This window comes from Paenibacillus sp. CCS19, assembly GCF_033239625.1.
Taxonomy (GTDB): Bacteria; Bacillota; Bacilli; order Paenibacillales; family Paenibacillaceae; genus Paenibacillus_T.
In genome coordinates, this window is sequence record NZ_BTCK01000016.1 from 78,557 (window position 1) to 95,511 (window position 16,955).

Below are 16,955 nucleotides of genomic sequence, written 5' to 3' on the forward strand. Positions count from 1 at the left end.
TATTTTCACTCCCCGCTGCCCAGCAGTCTGAATATGACGCGGTTCAAACCGACCATCATCAAGAACAATACGACTGCAATTGCCGTTGCGTAACCCATCTCGAAGCGGATGAACGCATAGTCGAACAAGTGCGTCATGACGGTATGACCGGCATACAATACACTCGGCATTCCGAGCAGTTGAATGCTAATATCGAATACTTGCAGAGATGATACAACCTGCATAACTGCGCCGAAGAGCAGCTGCGGCTTAACCGAAGGAATGGTGATGTACCACAGTTCCTGGAATCGGTTCTTCACGCCATCGATTGCGCCAGCTTCATAATAATCACGCGGCACGTTCTGCAAACCTGCCAAGAAAGCCAGGAAGCCGATCCCCATACTCATCCACAGCGAAACGATAATAAGCACGGGCATAATCGTCTTAATGTTCTGCAGCCACAGCCATGGCTCGTTCAGAATGCCAAGCTTCATAGCCCAATAGTTAATGAGGCCATACCGGTCACCCGAGAACATATACAGCCACACGACCGAGATGGCGATCGAGCTCGTAATCGCCGGTGTATAGAAGCACAAGGTGTAGATGAACCGGTATTTCACCGGAATCTGACTGATCAGCCAAGCCAGCAGGAAGGCCATAATATAGCCGACCGGACCGGTAATAACGGCGAATTTCAGCGTGTTCGCAATCGCTTTCAAGAAAATGTCGTCATCCACAAAGAGCAGCTTATAGTTCGACCAACCGATAAATTTCGGGGACTCGATCATGTTGTAGTACGTGAAGCTCAGCGCGAATGATGTGATGACCGGTATGATCGTAAACAGTGTGAATAATAGAAGGAAAGGCGCTAAGAACAAATAAGATGTTCGGTGCCGCTTTACTTCTTTCCACAGGATCGCCAGTTTGCCTGGCGATCGCTTCGCTTGGACGGATGGTCGCGTCAGTTCGACGGTCGTGTTGCTCATTGCCCCCCGCTCCCTTCATTACTGAGGGAGGAATCGACCTTCAAGCCGAATTCCTCACGTTTTTTATTGATTTCCTTGTCAATGCCGAGCACGCCGTCCTCGATTGCTTCGCGCTGGTTCTTACCATTGAGAACAACCTCGTTCCAAATGTTCGCAACCATCCGTGTTGTGTAGTAACCACCGAGAACGATTTCCCTTTCCTTGAACCAGTTCCACTGCTCAAGGATCGAGTCGATATCATCTGTTGGCCAAGGCAGACGTTTGATTGCTTCAACGTTCGCCGTATTCCAGCGGGCTTCAACGCCCAGCAGCGCTTCAAGCTCCGTACCGAACTGCTCCTGCACGTCGGCACTGCTCCACCACTTCATAAACTCCCATGCTTCTGCCTTCTTCTCGGACTTCTGGAACATGACACTCGTCTGCGCCAGACCGCCTGTTGTCCGATTGATTTGGCCATCAGCCTGCTGAATACCCGGCATCGGTTTCATGCCCCACCAGCCTGTGAGCTCCGGCGCTGCCGTCGACAGCAGAACGTACGTCGAGTAGTCTGCGATACCGATCGGCATCTCGCCCGTTCTGAAACGGTTGTAGAAGTTTGCGTCCTTGTTGATTTTGTAGTTCGTGAACAATCCCGTCCACATCTTGAATGCATTCATCGCTTCCGGCGAATCCAGGTTGGAGGACATGCCGTTGTCTTTGTAATAGTCGCCGTTATTCTGATAGAGGAACGGCGAGAATTCATTGATTGCCAGATCCGGGTTGAGCGGCGCATGCGGATAGTAGAAGTCCATGCCCTTCTGCTGCAGCAGCGGAATGAGATCCATGACCTCTTCCCATGTATCCGGAATTTTGGTTATGCCAAGCTGATCCATAATGTCTTTGCGGTAGAACAGCATGTTGAAGTTCTGCGTATCCGGCAGTGCAAAGTCTCCGCCGTCGAATCGATACGGAATGAGAGCGCCTGGACGGAACCGATCTGCAACGTCCTTGTAATCCGAAAACGTATTCAAGTTCACGAGCGCATTACGCACGGCATAATCGATAGGCACTTGACCGTCTACGCCGAGCGCAACGTCTGGCTGCAAGCCTGCCGTTGTCGACAGCAGCAACTTGTTCTTGTCGCCTGTCGGAATGACGTTAATGTTGACCTTGATGCCTGTATTCGCTGTAAAATCTTCATCGGCCAGCTGTTTAATGATCGCTGCCCAATCGCGTCCATAAGATACCCATACATCCAGCGTTTTCTCGTCTGTCGACGTGTCGCCTACCCCGCGATAGTCCTTCTGGAAGCTGAGGAAGAAGTCATGCATGGACGTCCATGTACGCTCGAACCAGCTCGCATTCACTTTCGGCCACTTCACATCAGCTGACTTCAGTTCAATGTAATCCAGCTGCAGCGACTGCTGGCTAAGACCATTAATCCATGTGCCAAGCGAAGTCTGCGTATCTGTCATCTGCACCAGACGAGCAGGAATGGTGTCTGGATCTTTGGCCATGCTGAGCAGTTGATCTCTTGCGATGCCGAGCGGACTCACCTGCGAGCTGCCCTTCGTTACGCCAAGCGCGTACATATTATTGATCGCATCGTCGAGATCGCGGGCCATCAGATGGAGGCGCGGGACCAAATTCGGGATGCGCGTACCCAACTTCCAGTCTCTGTTCTTGTCCGGGTTAGTGCCCGTGTACAAAATAACTTCGCGGCTCAGCAGCGACATCCGCTGCGACACGCTCTGCACCTTCTCGAACGTCTCACCTAATGCGCCGACTTGCACGACCATGCGCATCGTGTGTTTGCCTTTCTCCAAGTAGAACTTGTAAGGCTTATCCTCTTCGTCCGCGAGCTTCTTCAGCTGCCAGAAGCCTCCGTACTCGAAGTTAACCGCATTCATTTCTTGGAATGGAATTTGACCGTCGATGTAAATTTGACGCTGCACCGGAATGCCGTCCAAGAACCAGCTGCCGTTACGCATGCCGATCTCATACAGACCGGATTCAGGAGCCTCGAAGCTCCATTCGCCCCATTGGCCACCTGTGCGCCATGAGCCGCCGCCGAATGTATTCAAGCCAACGCCCTGCTTATTGAAAGGTTCTGTCGCTGGGTCGCGGTTCTCTACGCGGCGAAGGGTCGGGCTCGACTTCAAGTTGGCTTCTTCCGCTTGAATCTTAATGACTTGACCGGACGTGTCTTTATAGCCATTCGCCTCATACTGCGCTGCGACTTCTTCGTACGTCGGCAGATGCACCGGCGAGAAGATCCGAAGTTCGCCGATTGCGCCAGGCTCACGAATCGCAGCAATGCGTATCGTGTGCGTGCCTTTGGTCAGATGATAGCGAAGCGCTTCGTAAGCTTTGCCCTCCGAGTCACGGAAGTCTGTGTACTGCCAACCGAAAACTTCTTCTTGACGCGGGTTGTATTCGTTATGCTGGCTGTCGGTCCATACTTCGCCAGCTTCTTGCCACATTCGCATAAATTCCAGCTTCTTCGATTGCATGAACGGGAACTTCCCGTCAATCTGCACGGTGCGGAGCAGCGAAGCGCGCTTGCCTTCCATTGCGTAATATCGCATGCCCATCTGGTAAAATCCGTCGGCCGGAATGTCGACCTTGTATTCCACCCAGCTGTTCTCTTCCTTCAGGACAACGGATTGACCGCTCGCATCACCAATGCTGCTCTCCACCGATGCGCCTGTTGGCGATATCGCCGAGTACTTGTCGCCCGGGATCGTAATCGCTACCCCTTCCGTATCCTGCACGCCTTCCGCTTTCTCATTGCTGTAGTACTTGAGGAAAGTGGGTTCAAGCTTGCTCGTCACTGATTCATCTTCCAGGATGGAACGCTGGTCCACATCGCTGTAATCCGGAATGCCCGCCATCGCGTTATTATCAAAGTTCCTCCCACTATTCCACCATAAAAAAGCTGCCGCCAGTACAATAACCACGACGATCGAAACCGTATATTTGCGCAGTATCCGCAGCAAAACAACTTCCCCCTCCGAACATCCATTAATGTGTGTTTGACGTATGTAAGCGCAATTAATTCCATCCATGGATATTGAAGAGCCCTATCCTTATGGATGACTGCGCCAGTCAGCAGATCTCTCCACTTTCATCTTTCAATTGCGTAACTTGTTCACTTCGTAAAGTTCAATCGGTAATGTAAGAGGTATTGATGCGAGTATTTCGAGCTACGTGAGTCAAGTGAGTGGTATTGCGAATTGCATAGGTCATGCGATTCAACGATTCAGGCGGGTGAAGCAGATTTTGTCGAGTGATTGCACTGCTTCGAAATCGTTTTCGTGCGGTGAGAATAAAAATAGCGAATTGAACTTCATTACACCAGACTCATCATTGTAACTCGGATGTTACAGATAACTCTATTGGCAATGTAACTGCTTACAATCGCTTATACTCGTGATTATAGGTTCGCTTTGCGTACTTGTCAATAATTTTATAAACCGTTTTCGGATACATTTTGTCGCATAATTTAGAGGGTTTCGAAAGCAAAAAATCAGCCAATCAATTGGCTGATTCCCCATGCAATGGCTCCTCCGACAAAGGAAGAAGCAATATTAACCGCATCATTATTCATTCTGTTCCATCCGCGAAGCGGCTGAACAGGTGCACCGCAGTGGCTGCTACGTTCCGTTTCAGTTCCGCAAACCGAACAACGAAACATCACTTGCACATAAGCTCCCAGCAAAGAATCGAAAAAAGTTCCTGCAACTCCACCAATAAACGCTGCCGCGATCATGCTGCCGATCGGGATATTGGACCATGCATGACCTTCCTGCCAAGCAGTGCCGACAATCAGCAAACCTGCTGCAGCCACGCCAATCGCCAGTGAACCTGCTGCAGCAGCAAAGCTTCCCGCAGCTGTTATTCCACCGCTCGTCCCAGGCGGGACGCGGCGTCCCGTCCGAATCGACACCGGCGGCTTGCGGCTGAGAGAGCCCAGCTCTGTAGCCCACGTATCTCCGTTAACAGCCGCCATAACGCCTATGAATGCATATAACCAGCCCTCATGAGGGAACAAAGCATTGCCTATGCACAGCGCTAAACCGATACCGCCGTTCGCCCACACTTGACTCGCATCTCTGGCGCCCGTTTTTTCGTATAACGATTCTGCAGCTGCTTTTCGGTGTTGTTTTCGTTTCCATCTGGAGAGCAGCGAGGAAGTCGTAAAAAAAGCGAGCAGCGTGCCCATCCACACCAGCCCGCCGAACGCGGTATAACCCAGCCCCATCAGCGCAGCGGCTATTGCGCCTCGTTTGGTCAATGCGCGATGGCGAACCGCCATTCTCGCAATGCCAATTCCACCTATAGCACCAATAACGGCTCGAATAGGGATGTCTGAAGAATCATCCAGCAGCCAGGCAGACGACTGCATAGAATCTATTATTCCGTTCATCATACTTTCGCCTTACCTTTCAGCCAATGAGTTTCGACATTCAGCTCTTCTTCTTCGGCAGGATGGCTTCCCGCCACTTCTCAGGGTAGTTGGTGCAGATCATGATCTCCGGATCCATCGCCGCATATTTCTTTATCGTCCGAACGTCGTTCAACGTCCAGAGCATCGTCCGAATCGACGCTGCCCGAAGCGCCTGCAGACGCTGCGCATTCAAGTGCCGGTAACCAAGCGACAGGAAGTCCGCTTTCAGCTCTTTCAGCTCATCGATGAGCGTATCTCTCCAGCCGTCAATGATGAGGCCAACTGCAATTTCCGGCGACAACTCCCGAACCTCTTGAAGAATCGGCATATAGAACGACGTGATAACGACATCATGCTGCAGTCCGTACTGATAGATCAGCTTCAGCACCTCGTTAGCAAGCTCCGGGTAACGACCGTCGGTCTTCAGTTCGACATTCAGCCGGCAGCGGCCGCAGGTCAACGCAAGCACTTGATCCAAGGTCGGTACCGGTTCGCCCTTGTACGAATCGCTGTACCATTCTCCCGCATCTAGACGCTGAAGTTGAGCTGCCGTATAGGCCCTCACCTCACCCATCGCATTCGTCGTGCGGGTTACACTATAGTCATGAATAACGACCGGGACATTATCCTTCGACAGCTGCACGTCAATCTCGATCCAGTACAAATGCTTCTCTTCCATAGCCAGCGAAATGGCTGCCAGCGTATTCTCCGGCGCCCTGCCAGACCAGCCTCGATGCGCCACGCATGGATTCCGCACGGCATTCTCTCCTTACATCAGGATCTTTGAGCGGAGCTCAAAGTCACTCCGCTGCTACATCAGGATCTTTGAGCGGAGTTCAAAGTCACTCCGCTGCTACATCAGGATCTTTGAACGGAGTTCAAAGTCACTCCGCTTTACATCATTGTGCAGTTATAACGCCATCCTTATCGACCTTCACGCCAAACGCTTGCGATATGCTCGTCAAATAATTCGTAAGTTCCTTCGCCTTCTCAGGCTCAACCGGTGCAGGTCTCGATTGATCCGCCACCATCGGATGGAACGTGAGATCGCAGTCTCCACCTTTCGTACAAACCGCATCCAGCACACCTGTCTCCTTCGTTCGAGGCGTTGCCGTCACATTAAAGATAAAGTTTCCGAGGCTGTAAGCGATCCATTTGCCTTTGTACTGCTCAAAGCCCTGCATGACGTGAGGATGACTGCCGATTACAAGATCCGCGCCGGCATCAATGAACTGACGCGCCAGCGTCGTCTGATGCTCTACAGGCTTATCCGCGCGTTCTACGCCCCAGTGCACCATGATGACGACCAGATCGGCCTCTTGCTTCGCCTTAGCGATTGCTGCAACTGCCCGCGTGGAGTCGTAAGCCTCCGCTACGCCTGGATGATTCTTATCGGCTTTCCAGCTGCCTTCAGGTACGACGCGGCTAACGCTTAGATAGGCTACCTTGATGCCATTCTTCTCAAGCACAACAGGCGCGAACGCCTCTGTATCATCATTGCCGCCGCCTACGTTCGCGACGCCTGCTTCTTTCAGATGCTTAATCGTATCAAGCAGCCCTTCGGTGCCTTGATCCAATGTATGGTTATTCGCGAGACTTACAATATCGAAGCCCGCTTCCTTCAGCGGAGGCAGCAAATCAGGAGCCCCTTTGAACACATATTGCTTATTCTCTGCCGGTATGCCTCGGGTTGTGATAGGATTTTCCAAATTGCCGGCAGTCAGGTCCGGACTCTTCAAATATTCAAGCGCGCCAGAGAACGGATAATCGAGTCCTTGCTTGCGCATAGTCGTTTCAACACTGGCACCTAACAATAGATCGCCTACAAATGCTAGATGAATCGTACTTGCAGCAGGTGCTGTTCCGCTCGTACCCGCTTCAGCATCTGATCCAGTATCAGTACCTGCTCCGCCTGTACCTGGATCAACGGCTTCGCCGCCGTTATCTGCTACTGCCTCACCCTTCTCCACCGTCGTGCCGGTGTCGAAATCGGACGAATCGGATGGTGATGGCGCAGCTTCATCGTTAGAAGCAGCCTGATCATCGATAGGAGTAGTCGTGGAACCAGATCCAGCTGCATCATCTGTATGAGCAGTCTCTTCATTCTGTTCTTGATTCGTGGAAGATTCATTGTGCGAATCCTCATTCGGAAAGATCGTCGACCAGAATACGGCGCCGAGAATGAGAATAACCGCTAGCATTACTAGATTAATAGCCGCTAGACGTCGAAAACGACGGCTTCGCCTTTTCTTGTTCTGCTGGTGAGTTTCCGAACGCGATACGTACATGAACGAATGACCTCCGAATAATAACTTTGGCTCTAATAGAGGTTGTTCAAAAAGTCCGCTTGTGATCACGAAGTGAGTCAGGAAGCTTATTCGACGTCGAAGTTTGCGTTCACCTTCAGAGTCCGGGGATTATGCTTCCGATGCAGGTTTCCGCTGGAAACCTTGTATCATGTAGGGTTTGCCTACACTCCGTTCCTCCTGAAGTTATTTGCGGTACTCCGGGCGTTGCATCCTGCGAGCAAATAACTGCTGTTCTCGCAATCTTATCTGTGCTGACAACCGAACTTTTTGAACTCGAACTAATAGATTAGGTATTTTATGAGACTTACCCATTATACCAGCATTCCAATCGTCCATGTTGTAGATATGTGCGTGATGAGCGATCTGTTTTTGTAGGAAAATGGTATGCAAAAAGCGGAGATTGAAGTCGATCGTATCATCGACTTCAATCTCCGCTTGCTAGCGCTATTATTCGTTAGACAGATTCGCCGCAGCTGCGACGATGGAGTCCGACAGCGTCTCCATGTAGTATGGATCGCTGTTGAGCATCGCAATACGTTCCATCGACATGCCGAGCTCAGCTGTGAATGCTTTCGCCTCGATGTCCAGGTCATACAACACTTCAAGATGGTCGGATACGAAGCCGATCGGCGCGACAAGCGCCGCTTCATAGCCTTCTTCCTTCAACGCACGGAACGTCTCCAGAATGTCCGGTCCAAGCCATGGTTCGCGCGTTCTGCCTGCGCTCTGCCACGTAAACTGCCAATCCGTTACGCCTGCTGCCTTCGCAACCGCTTCGGATGTTTCGAGAAGCTGACGCTCGTACGGATCGTTCATCTCGCGAATTTTCTCAGGGAGACTGTGTGCGCTGAACAGCACTTTCGTTCTCACGCTCTCCGCATCGCTGCGCTCCTTGCGAACCGTATCCGCAAGTTTCTGCAGTCCGTCCGTTACCCGCTCCGTCAACGCTGCGATCAGCTGCGGATGCAGATGGTACGACTCAATGCCCGTAAACGCGATACCATGCTCCTCCGCCTGTTCCTTCGCACGCTTCAAGTAAGAGCCCACGCTCATGACGGAATAATGCGGCGCCAATACGATGCCAATCGCCTGCTTGATGCCGTCAGCGGCCATTGTCTGCACGCCTTCTTCGATAAGCGGATGCGCATGCTTCAGCCCTTGGTAGCAGACGTAGCGTCCTGGCGCCACCTGCTCCAGCCTATCCTGCAGCGATGCAACTTGACGGTCCGTATTCTCGCGCAGCGGGAACACGCCGCCTACGATCGCTTCATAGCGCCCGCGAAGTTCTTCGAGCAGCTCTGGTGTCGGCGCATGACCCCGGCGAATATGCGTGTAGTAGGCTTCAATATCATCCATGCTTTGTGGCGTCCCGTAGGACATGACAAGCACGCCAATTCGATTAGACATGACTATTCGCTCCTTCTAGGCGTCTTGCTGCAATTGCATCAGCCGAATATTGATGCACGAACGCGGTCAAATCCTTCAGCTTATCCAGCGAAGCCTCCGGGAACAAGCCATGACCAAGATTGAAGACGAAGCCCGGCTGCTCCATCCCTTGATCGATAATGGACTTGGCATGCGCTTCGATAACCGATTGAGGCGCAGTCAGCACAACCGGATCGAGATTGCCCTGCACGGCGAATTTGTCCCCTAGACGACGTCTGCCCTCTGGGATGGATACGCGCCAATCAAGTCCGATTGCGTTAGCCTGAACATTGTGAAGCTCGGTCAACAGCTCGCCGGATGCAACGCCCGGGAAGTAAATCTTGGGCTGCGGCAAATCAGACAACTCTGCAAAGATCCGTTCGATGGTCGGCAATACGAACGTACGGAAGTCATGCGGCGCGAGTGCGCCGACCCAGCTGTCGAACAGCTGGAACGCCTTGCCGCCTGCCGCCATGTGCGCACGCAAGTATGTAATAACCATATCGCCGAGCTTGTCCATGAGCTTATGCCATACTTCCGGCTCGCTGTACATAAGCGCTTTCGTACGCAAGTAGTTCTTAGAAGGACGTCCTTCTATCAAGTAGCTTGCAATTGTAAAAGGTGCGCCTGCAAACGTAATAAGCGGTACGTCCAGCTCACGGTCAAGAATGCGGATCGTCTCGATGACATGGTTCAGATCGCCTTCAACATCAATCGGTTTCAACCGCTCCACGTCCACTGCGCTGCGAATCGGGTTCGCAATAACCGGCCCGACATTCGCTACAATATCAAAATCGATTCCGATCGAAGCTACTGGATTCATAATATCCGAATATAGAATAGCCGCGTCCACGCCAAGCTTCCGTATCGGCATCATCGTTACCTCTGCGGCAAGCTCCGGCTGCCGGCAAATCTCAAGCAGCGAGTATTTCTCTTTAATTTTCCGATAATCGGGGTCGTAACGTCCCGCCTGACGCATGTACCACACAGGCACGCGATCGACAGGCTCCTGCCGTACGGCACGAATAAATCGGTCGTTGAAGCTCATTTCCGTTCCCCATTTCCGCTATAATACCTTCGTTTCCATTATGCCCGTTTTGGGAAGAGCTAACAACCGGCAGACTTCGACTATCGTTGACAATAGTTTGACAATCGCATGAGCATCCGATGAAATTCCAGCGAGGCCCATACGTAAAATCGCTGTAAAGCGTTATGCTATACAAGCAGTACTTCTTACATCATCAACGAGAACGGAGGCAATGATTGTGGAGCAGTGGAAAAAAAATCTGGCCGTACTCTGGGTCGGCCAGTTTCTCGTAATGGCAGGAATGACGATGATCGTCCCTTTCTTATCGCTGTATCTGCAGAGCGATCTGGGCGTTAAAGGCGAGCATGAAATCTCCATGTGGGCAGGCTTCATCTTCGCGGCCAACTTCGTCACCTCGTTCTTGTTCCAGCCGTTCTGGGGCAAGCTGTCGGATCGATATGGCCGCAAGCCGATGCTGCTTCGATCGGGCTTCGGCATGGCCGTTGTTATGGTATTAATGGGCTTCGCCACTCAACCGTGGCAGCTGCTTGTGCTTCGCATGGTGAACGGTACCATATCCGGCTTCAACCCTGCATCCGTTTCCTTAGTTTCCTCGACGACGCCGAAGGATAAAATCGGCTTCGCCATGGGGACGCTGCAGTCAGGCGGCATCGCCGGCACGATACTTGGACCTTTCATCGGCGGCTTGATGGCCGATGCGGTTGGGTTCCGTCCCATTTTTTACATAACCGGCATTATGACGTTTCTCGCTTCGCTGCTCTCCATGTTCATCGTCAAAGAGCGCATTGATAAGCAGGCAGCTGCAGCAGCGGGTCAAATGACCGTTCGCGAAGGACTGTTGAAGCTCAGTCATGTGCCGCAAATTCCGGCTTTGCTCGCAGCGACGTTCCTGATTCAATTCGCTATGATGAGCCCGATGACGCTCATCCCGCTGCTCGTTCAGAAGCTGCATGGCACGACGGAGAATCTGGCGTTCTATTCCGGCTTCGTCGGCTCCGTAACCGGCTTGTCCAACATGATCGCCTCTCCGATACTCGGCAAGTTCAGCGACCGAATCGGAAGCGAGAAAATACTCGGTATCTCGCTTGTCGGAGCCGCCATCATGTTTATTCCGCAAGCTTTCGCACATACCGTATGGCAGCTGCTGCTGTCGCGGTTCGCGCTTGGCATTTTTCTCGGCGGGCTTGTCCCCTCAGTTAACGCACTGCTGCGCAAATATGCGCCGGAAGGCATGGCATCGCGTGCTTTCGGCTTCAACAGCAGTACGCTCGCTCTTGGCAACATGGTTGGACCGATTACCGGCGGCATTCTGTCCGGCTGGATCGGCATCCAAGGGCTGTTCCTGCTGTCTGCAGCGCTTATGTTCGCGAATTCCTTCTGGGTGTATCAGACGCTGCTCAAGCGGCTGAAAGTACCGTCCAAGGCGTGATCGAACAAGTCTCGTCCACTCTTACTTCACAACTGCCAGCGCTAATCCATCATAGGCTGGCAGCATCGCGCCGATCAGCCGCTCATCGTTGGCGATTCGTTCATTGAATGCACGGATCGCCAGCACAGACGGGCCATTGCGCGTTGAATCAATCGTTTTGCCGCGAAGCAATGTGTTATCGGCTGCAATGACCGCTCCCGGCCGCGCCAGCTTAATCGCCCACTCCAGATATTCAGGGTAGCCGCCTTTGTCCGCATCGATGAAGAAGAAGTCGAACTTCCGACCTTCCTCTGCCAGCTGCGCAAGCGACTGCTTCGCATCCCCAATCCGGTAATCGACGGTCTCGCCATAACCTGCCGCCTCCATATTGCGCCGCGCAACATCTGCGAATTCCTGCTTCAGCTCCAACGATACAAGCTTGCCGCCAGGCTTCAAGCCGCGCGCGAGACAGATTCCGCTGTAACCGCCCAGCGCACCGATCTCAAGCGCATCCTGCACGCCTGATGCATGCACGAGCAGCGTCAGCAGCCGACCATAGCCTGGCTCGACCGAAATGTCCGGCATCTCATGTGCCGCTAATCGCTTCCTGACATAAGCCCACTGCTCGTCCACTGGGAACAGCTCATCCACATAACGCTCAGCCGTTGGATTGGACGCGGATGCCTCTCCTGTTATATCAGCCTCCGCTTGGGCATTGGGTTTGTTATGATCATTCGTCATCGATCTTCCTCCTAAAAGCAATTTGCTCTCTCTTCTTCGATAATACGGCCTGTAAGCAAATTGCTAACTTCGTAAGCATACGCATGTGCACATTTGTACAATTATACGCTTTTATCCTATACTTGATTGTATGATTTATAGGTGCGGTGCACAAATATGAAATTACCGCTTATGACAGGAAACGGGGATGACGATGACAGAACGTACGATTCAACTGATTGCTACGGCGCCAATGGGGCTGGAAGCAATCGTCGCGCGCGAGCTCAAGGAGCTTGGCTATACAGACCAGAAGGTCGAGAACGGCAGAGTAACATTCACTGGCGTGCCTGCGGACATTTGCCGAACGAACTTGTGGCTTCGGACTGCCGATCGGGTACTGGTGAAGATGGGAGAATTCGAGGCTACCACTTTCGACGACCTGTTCGAAGGAACGAAGGCGCTTGATTGGCCGGATTGGATTCCAGGAGACGGCGAATTCCCCGTTGAGGGCCGCTCCCTTAAGTCGCAGCTATCCAGCGTACCTGCGTGCCAGAAGATCGTGAAGAAGGCCGTCGTTGAGAAAATGAAAGAGCGCTACGGCACCGAATGGTTCCCGGAGGACGGCGCCCGATTCGTCATTGAAGTAAACTTGCTCAACGACCGAGCGTTGCTGACACTGGATACGACTGGCCCAGGTCTCCACAAGCGCGGCTACCGCAAGCTCGTAACGGAGGCGCCTTTGAAAGAAACGATGGCCGCTGCCATTCTGCAGCTCAGCCGCTGGGCGCCGAACCGTCCGCTGTATGATCCGTTCTGCGGCTCCGGCACCTTCCTTGTCGAAGCTGCCATGATGGGCTGGAACGTGGCGCCGGGACTGCGCCGTTCGTTCAACAGCGAGCATTGGCCGCTCGTACCAGAGGAGCTGTGGGCGCAAGCACGCGAGGAAGCGTACGATCTCGTGAACGATGACGTGCCGCTCGATATTGCGGGCTCCGACATCGACCCTGCTGCGATCGAGGTTGCTGAAGCTGCAGTGAAGAAGGCTGGCTTCGCCAAAGAGATCAAGCTGCGCACGCTCCCTGTAGCGAAGGCGCAGCCGCAAGGCTCCTACGGCGTCATCGTGACGAACCCTCCGTACGGCGAGCGTCTGCTCGATGACAAGGAAGCGGAGAAAACGATCAAGCAGCTCGGCTTCGTCTACCTGATGCTGCAGAACTGGTCCCTGTTTGCGATGAGCCCTTCGAAGCAGTTCGAGCATCATTTTACAAGAAACGCGGATAAGAAACGGAAGCTGTACAACGGTCGGATCGAGTGTCAGCTGTATCAGTACATGGGCCCGCTTCCTCCACGAAATAAGGAGTAGGCATTGACTAATAGGGTTAAGCAGATCAAATGATCTGCTTGACCTTTTTATTGTGTTTCTAGCGTCCTCTAACTTGCCACCCACTGCTTATCACGACCGCAATTCGGCAACAATGACAATATCCAACCATTCCCAAAACCTTGCAATGTCGGTTCGCTAGACTATAATGGGATAATGACTTATTAATTAATTGTTAAGAAAGAAGGCTTAATTGAAGTATGGAAAGACCGCTGCAACAAGCTGCAAGGCGCGGACTTCACGTATCCGCCGGACTGCTTGTCCGTTTCCTTGCGGCGGACCTGTTGTCCTTTTTCGTATTGATGCTGCTGAAGCTGTTTATGTTCGATCGCTTTATCAACGTCCCGAACATGGCGATGAACGTCGACGACGTCTTCGTTGCACTGGGCTCGCTCGCGCTTGCCTCGTTCTGGACCATTCTACTGCCGAAGCGCGGCAGAATGATTGCACTTGTCGTGTTAAACCTGATTCTAACGTTCGTCGTATACGCTGACCTTATTTACTTCCGCTACTTCCAAGACCTGATCTCGGTGCCCGTGCTGACGCAGGCCGGACAAGTCGAATCGCTCGGCGACAGCATCGATTCGCTGCTCGGCTGGAAAGATCTCTGGTTCTTCGCCGATTGGCCATTCGTCATCGTGCTGTCGATCATCGGCTTCCGTGCGATCGGCAGGAAGAACAAGGCTGCGGCCTTAAGCTTCAACAGCCGCAAATCGCCAGTGCTCCGCCGATTGTTATTCCGTCTATCGTTCATGCTGATCGTGTTCGCAACAGGCGTTACGCTTGTCTTCGTGCCCGTCAATATTGCGAAACGGACATGGGCGCAGGGACTGTTCGTCGGCAACTGGTGGAACCTTTCCATCTATAACGTTACCGGCGTGCTTGGCTTCCATGGCTATGACGTCTATCGTTATGCGGACCAGCACTGGATTCATAAAGCTGTTGCATCCGATGCGCAAATCAACGAAGCGGAGGAATGGTTCAAAGAACGCGGCGACGTACGCCGCTCGCTTGAAGCTGACCCTACCTTCGGTGAATACAAAGGCAGCAACGTCATTATGGTACAAGCCGAAGCATTCATGAACTTCGTCATCGGTCAATCGATCGGAGGAGAAGAGATTACGCCTAACTTGAATAAGCTTGTTCAAGAAAGCGCCTATTTCGATAACTTCTCGCATCAGACTTCGCAAGGCCGCACGTCGGACGCCGACTTCGCGGTGCAGTGCTCGGTACAGCCGCAGCCAAGCGGTTCGGTCTTTATCCAATATGCGCAGAACGACTTCGACTGTACGCCAGCTGCGCTGAAGGCGGCAGGTTATGCGACTTCGGTGTTCCACGCCTACGACGGCGGCTTCTGGAACCGCAATACGATGTATGAGCGGATGCAATACGATACGTTCTACAGCCGCAAACATTTTACAATCGATGAACCGCTCGGCTGGTCGCTAGGCGACAACTCGTTCTTCCGTCAATCGACAGACGTCATGAGCGAGCAGAAGCAGCCGTTCTATTCGTTCCTTATTACGCTGTCGAGCCACCATCCGTACGCGCTTCCAGCCAGTTATCAGAAGCTGGACGTCGGCACCTTCAAAGGGACGATGTTCGGCGATTATCTGCAGGCCGTTCATTATGTGGACGAATCTCTCGGCAACTTTATTGAGCAGTTGAAGCAAGAAGGTCTGTGGGAGCATTCCATCTTCCTGTTCTATGGTGACCATGACAACTCGATTCGCGACTGGGAGCCGTTCGAACAGCTGCTTGGCCATCCCATGAACGAGATTCAGCGCCAGCAGGTGCTGAGGGAAGTACCGTTCCTCGTTCATCTGCCAGACGGCAAACACGCAGGCACGTATCACAATGTCGGCGGTCAGCTCGATGTATCGCCAACGATTATGCATCTGCTTGGCATTTCCAGTGCTGATCAGCATAAAGTCGGGACGCCGCTCGTTTTGTCTAAACCGCTTGAGGGCAAGAAAGTCGTCTATCGCAACGGCGGCTTCACCGATGGGACCGTATTCTTCATGCCGCCTAACGACGGCATTCTCGAGCATGGCACTTGCTATGATGCCAACACAGGCAATGCGGTTGACATAGCAGGCTGCATCGATGGCGCGAAGGAAGCACGCGAAGAGCTGCGCGTCTCCGATATGACGGTGCAATACAACATTATCGGCAGGCTGAACGATCTTGCAGCCGATGCGCAGGCGAGCGCGAACACGAATGCGACTGCTGTATCTAATGCTTCTTAATGACTGGTAAACGCAAATAAGGCCCTTCATCTCCGAGCATTCGGTTGATGAAGGGCCTTGCGCATTTATTTGATATACTGCTTCGCTTTCTCGATGGCCTCGTCCTCTGAGGTTGCCTTCAAGTAACGGCCGTTAATGAAGATGAACGGGTACTTCGCGCACGGTCCGCAGTAATTTTTGCAGCCGACCTTGATCTCGGATTCCGGAACCAACTTCGCCAGCTTCGGCAGCATCGTCTTGACGCGAATGTGATTACACTTATCGCAAATTCTTATGTCGTTAGGCATGATCGTTTCCGATTAGTGATCGCCGTGGTTACCACGGGAAGGATTCGTTACAGCAAAGCCTTCTTCTGGAACGTAGAAATAATCGATCCGGACGCCATCGAGGAAATCGATGCCCTTCTCCAGAATAACATCGATACCAACATCCGTCGTTACGACTTCATCCTTCTCTGTAGGGGTGTCGATACCCAGGCCATAGTGTGCATGATCGCCATGCGCATGCGTTACATGTACACGAAGCAGTTTCCCTTCATTTTCCGGCTTGTCCAGCTCCGTACGAAGCACTTTCGCCGCTGCGCGGGAAATTTTGCATTTCATAATCTGGTCGCTCCTTCTATCTATCATTGTGATGATCTGAAAAGTCCACTTATCTTATCCATTGTATAGAATACGACCTGTAAGTTCAACCCGAAGCTGCACATTCCAGAACAAAATCCTAACGTCCATCAACGGATGCCGTACTTGCGCTCTACCCATTTGGTGAACATGTTTGCCGCGAATAATGTAACTACAACATCATCGACCGGCATAAAAGGAATCGGCAGCAGCATGTCGGGCAGCACCCAATATAAGCCGACAGGAATAAGGAATACCAGCTTATGTCGAACAGCAACTTGAGGATGCTTCAGCAGCATCCATACACGGCCTAGCGTATGTTTCCAACGGTCAAACGACATCCATTTGTTCATTACATCCACTCCATCCCAGCTCACCGATCGAATCGGATACACGAATTA

At 52.4% G+C, this 16,955-nt stretch carries 14 protein-coding genes; 3 read left to right on the forward strand and 11 right to left on the reverse strand.

What is annotated here, in order from left to right; translation table 11 throughout:
• Positions 1-5: 5 nt before the first annotated feature.
• The 7 genes from SBI19_RS13290 to hemE form a co-directional block, all read right to left on the reverse strand.
• Complete coding sequence (locus SBI19_RS13290) at positions 6-965, reverse strand: carbohydrate ABC transporter permease (protein WP_317968874.1); 960 nt, start codon at positions 963-965, stop codon at positions 6-8.
• A complete protein-coding gene (locus SBI19_RS13295) occupies positions 962-3,943 on the reverse strand; it encodes an extracellular solute-binding protein (RefSeq protein WP_317968876.1) in 2,982 nt (993 codons plus the stop codon). Before SBI19_RS13295 ends, SBI19_RS13290 begins: the two co-directional genes overlap by 4 nt.
• A gap of 530 nt (positions 3,944-4,473) precedes the next feature.
• The gene (locus tag SBI19_RS13300) at positions 4,474-5,376 is read right to left on the reverse strand and encodes a DUF92 domain-containing protein (RefSeq protein WP_317968878.1); all 903 of its coding nucleotides are present in this window, start codon (positions 5,374-5,376) and stop codon (positions 4,474-4,476) included.
• A 37-nt stretch (positions 5,377-5,413) separates the two neighbouring features.
• Positions 5,414-6,151 (reverse strand): glycerophosphodiester phosphodiesterase, encoded by a 738-nt coding sequence (locus tag SBI19_RS13305; RefSeq protein WP_317968880.1) that lies wholly within the window; start codon positions 6,149-6,151, stop codon positions 5,414-5,416.
• A gap of 142 nt (positions 6,152-6,293) precedes the next feature.
• Complete coding sequence (locus SBI19_RS13310) at positions 6,294-7,682, reverse strand: CapA family protein (RefSeq protein WP_317968882.1); 1,389 nt, start codon at positions 7,680-7,682, stop codon at positions 6,294-6,296.
• A gap of 468 nt (positions 7,683-8,150) precedes the next feature.
• Entirely contained in the window at positions 8,151-9,110 is a 960-nt protein-coding gene (gene hemH / locus SBI19_RS13315) for a ferrochelatase (RefSeq protein ID WP_317968884.1), read from the reverse strand.
• The gene (gene hemE / locus SBI19_RS13320; protein WP_317968886.1) at positions 9,103-10,176 is read right to left on the reverse strand and encodes a uroporphyrinogen decarboxylase; all 1,074 of its coding nucleotides are present in this window, start codon (positions 10,174-10,176) and stop codon (positions 9,103-9,105) included. Before hemE ends, hemH begins: the two co-directional genes overlap by 8 nt.
• A gap of 211 nt (positions 10,177-10,387) precedes the next feature.
• Between hemE and SBI19_RS13325 the strand changes: the two genes are divergently transcribed.
• The gene (locus tag SBI19_RS13325; RefSeq protein WP_483312288.1) at positions 10,388-11,605 is read left to right on the forward strand and encodes an MFS transporter; all 1,218 of its coding nucleotides are present in this window, start codon (positions 10,388-10,390) and stop codon (positions 11,603-11,605) included.
• 21 nt (positions 11,606-11,626) lie between these two features.
• On the opposite strand, the gene SBI19_RS13330 is transcribed toward SBI19_RS13325, so the two are convergent.
• A complete protein-coding gene (locus tag SBI19_RS13330) occupies positions 11,627-12,325 on the reverse strand; it encodes an O-methyltransferase (protein ID WP_317968890.1) in 699 nt (232 codons plus the stop codon).
• 193 nt (positions 12,326-12,518) lie between these two features.
• On the opposite strand from SBI19_RS13330, the gene SBI19_RS13335 reads away from it, so the two are divergent.
• Together SBI19_RS13335 and SBI19_RS13340 are read left to right on the forward strand one after the other, a co-directional pair.
• Positions 12,519-13,667: a THUMP domain-containing class I SAM-dependent RNA methyltransferase gene (locus SBI19_RS13335; RefSeq protein ID WP_317968892.1), complete on the forward strand. Its 1,149-nt coding sequence runs from the start codon at positions 12,519-12,521 to the stop codon at positions 13,665-13,667.
• Between the two features lie 218 nt (positions 13,668-13,885).
• Positions 13,886-15,934: an LTA synthase family protein gene (locus tag SBI19_RS13340; protein ID WP_317968894.1), complete on the forward strand. Its 2,049-nt coding sequence runs from the start codon at positions 13,886-13,888 to the stop codon at positions 15,932-15,934.
• Between the two features lie 65 nt (positions 15,935-15,999).
• Here the strand turns inward: SBI19_RS13340 and SBI19_RS13345 are convergent, their stop codons facing one another.
• The 3 genes from SBI19_RS13345 to SBI19_RS13355 form a co-directional block, all read right to left on the reverse strand.
• Positions 16,000-16,221 (reverse strand): YuzB family protein, encoded by a 222-nt coding sequence (locus SBI19_RS13345; RefSeq protein ID WP_110045082.1) that lies wholly within the window; start codon positions 16,219-16,221, stop codon positions 16,000-16,002.
• 12 nt (positions 16,222-16,233) lie between these two features.
• Positions 16,234-16,536, reverse strand: a complete 303-nt coding sequence (locus SBI19_RS13350) for an iron-sulfur cluster assembly accessory protein (RefSeq protein ID WP_317968899.1) — start codon at positions 16,534-16,536, stop codon at positions 16,234-16,236.
• A gap of 128 nt (positions 16,537-16,664) precedes the next feature.
• On the reverse strand, positions 16,665-16,907 hold the full coding sequence (locus tag SBI19_RS13355) for a hypothetical protein (protein WP_317968901.1): 243 nt from the start codon (positions 16,905-16,907) through the stop codon (positions 16,665-16,667).
• Positions 16,908-16,955 lie beyond the last annotated feature (48 nt).

What these genes read in the sequence shown, in the direction of transcription:
- SBI19_RS13355 (WP_317968901.1), bottom strand. Translation starts at nt 16,907, where the DNA reads ATGAACAAATGGATGTCGTTTGACCGTTGGAAACATACGCTAGGCCGT.
- SBI19_RS13290 (WP_317968874.1), bottom strand. Translation starts at nt 965, where the DNA reads ATGAGCAACACGACCGTCGAACTGACGCGACCATCCGTCCAAGCGAAG.
- SBI19_RS13300 (WP_317968878.1), bottom strand. Translation starts at nt 5,376, where the DNA reads ATGATGAACGGAATAATAGATTCTATGCAGTCGTCTGCCTGGCTGCTG.
- SBI19_RS13340 (WP_317968894.1), top strand. Translation starts at nt 13,886, where the DNA reads ATGGAAAGACCGCTGCAACAAGCTGCAAGGCGCGGACTTCACGTATCC.
- SBI19_RS13350 (WP_317968899.1), bottom strand. Translation starts at nt 16,536, where the DNA reads ATGAAATGCAAAATTTCCCGCGCAGCGGCGAAAGTGCTTCGTACGGAG.
- SBI19_RS13345 (WP_110045082.1), bottom strand. Translation starts at nt 16,221, where the DNA reads ATGCCTAACGACATAAGAATTTGCGATAAGTGTAATCACATTCGCGTC.
- SBI19_RS13335 (WP_317968892.1), top strand. Translation starts at nt 12,519, where the DNA reads ATGACAGAACGTACGATTCAACTGATTGCTACGGCGCCAATGGGGCTG.
- SBI19_RS13330 (WP_317968890.1), bottom strand. Translation starts at nt 12,325, where the DNA reads ATGACGAATGATCATAACAAACCCAATGCCCAAGCGGAGGCTGATATA.
- hemH (WP_317968884.1), bottom strand. Translation starts at nt 9,110, where the DNA reads ATGTCTAATCGAATTGGCGTGCTTGTCATGTCCTACGGGACGCCACAA.
- hemE (WP_317968886.1), bottom strand. Translation starts at nt 10,176, where the DNA reads ATGAGCTTCAACGACCGATTTATTCGTGCCGTACGGCAGGAGCCTGTC.
- SBI19_RS13325 (WP_483312288.1), top strand. Translation starts at nt 10,388, where the DNA reads ATGATTGTGGAGCAGTGGAAAAAAAATCTGGCCGTACTCTGGGTCGGC.
- SBI19_RS13310 (WP_317968882.1), bottom strand. Translation starts at nt 7,682, where the DNA reads ATGTACGTATCGCGTTCGGAAACTCACCAGCAGAACAAGAAAAGGCGA.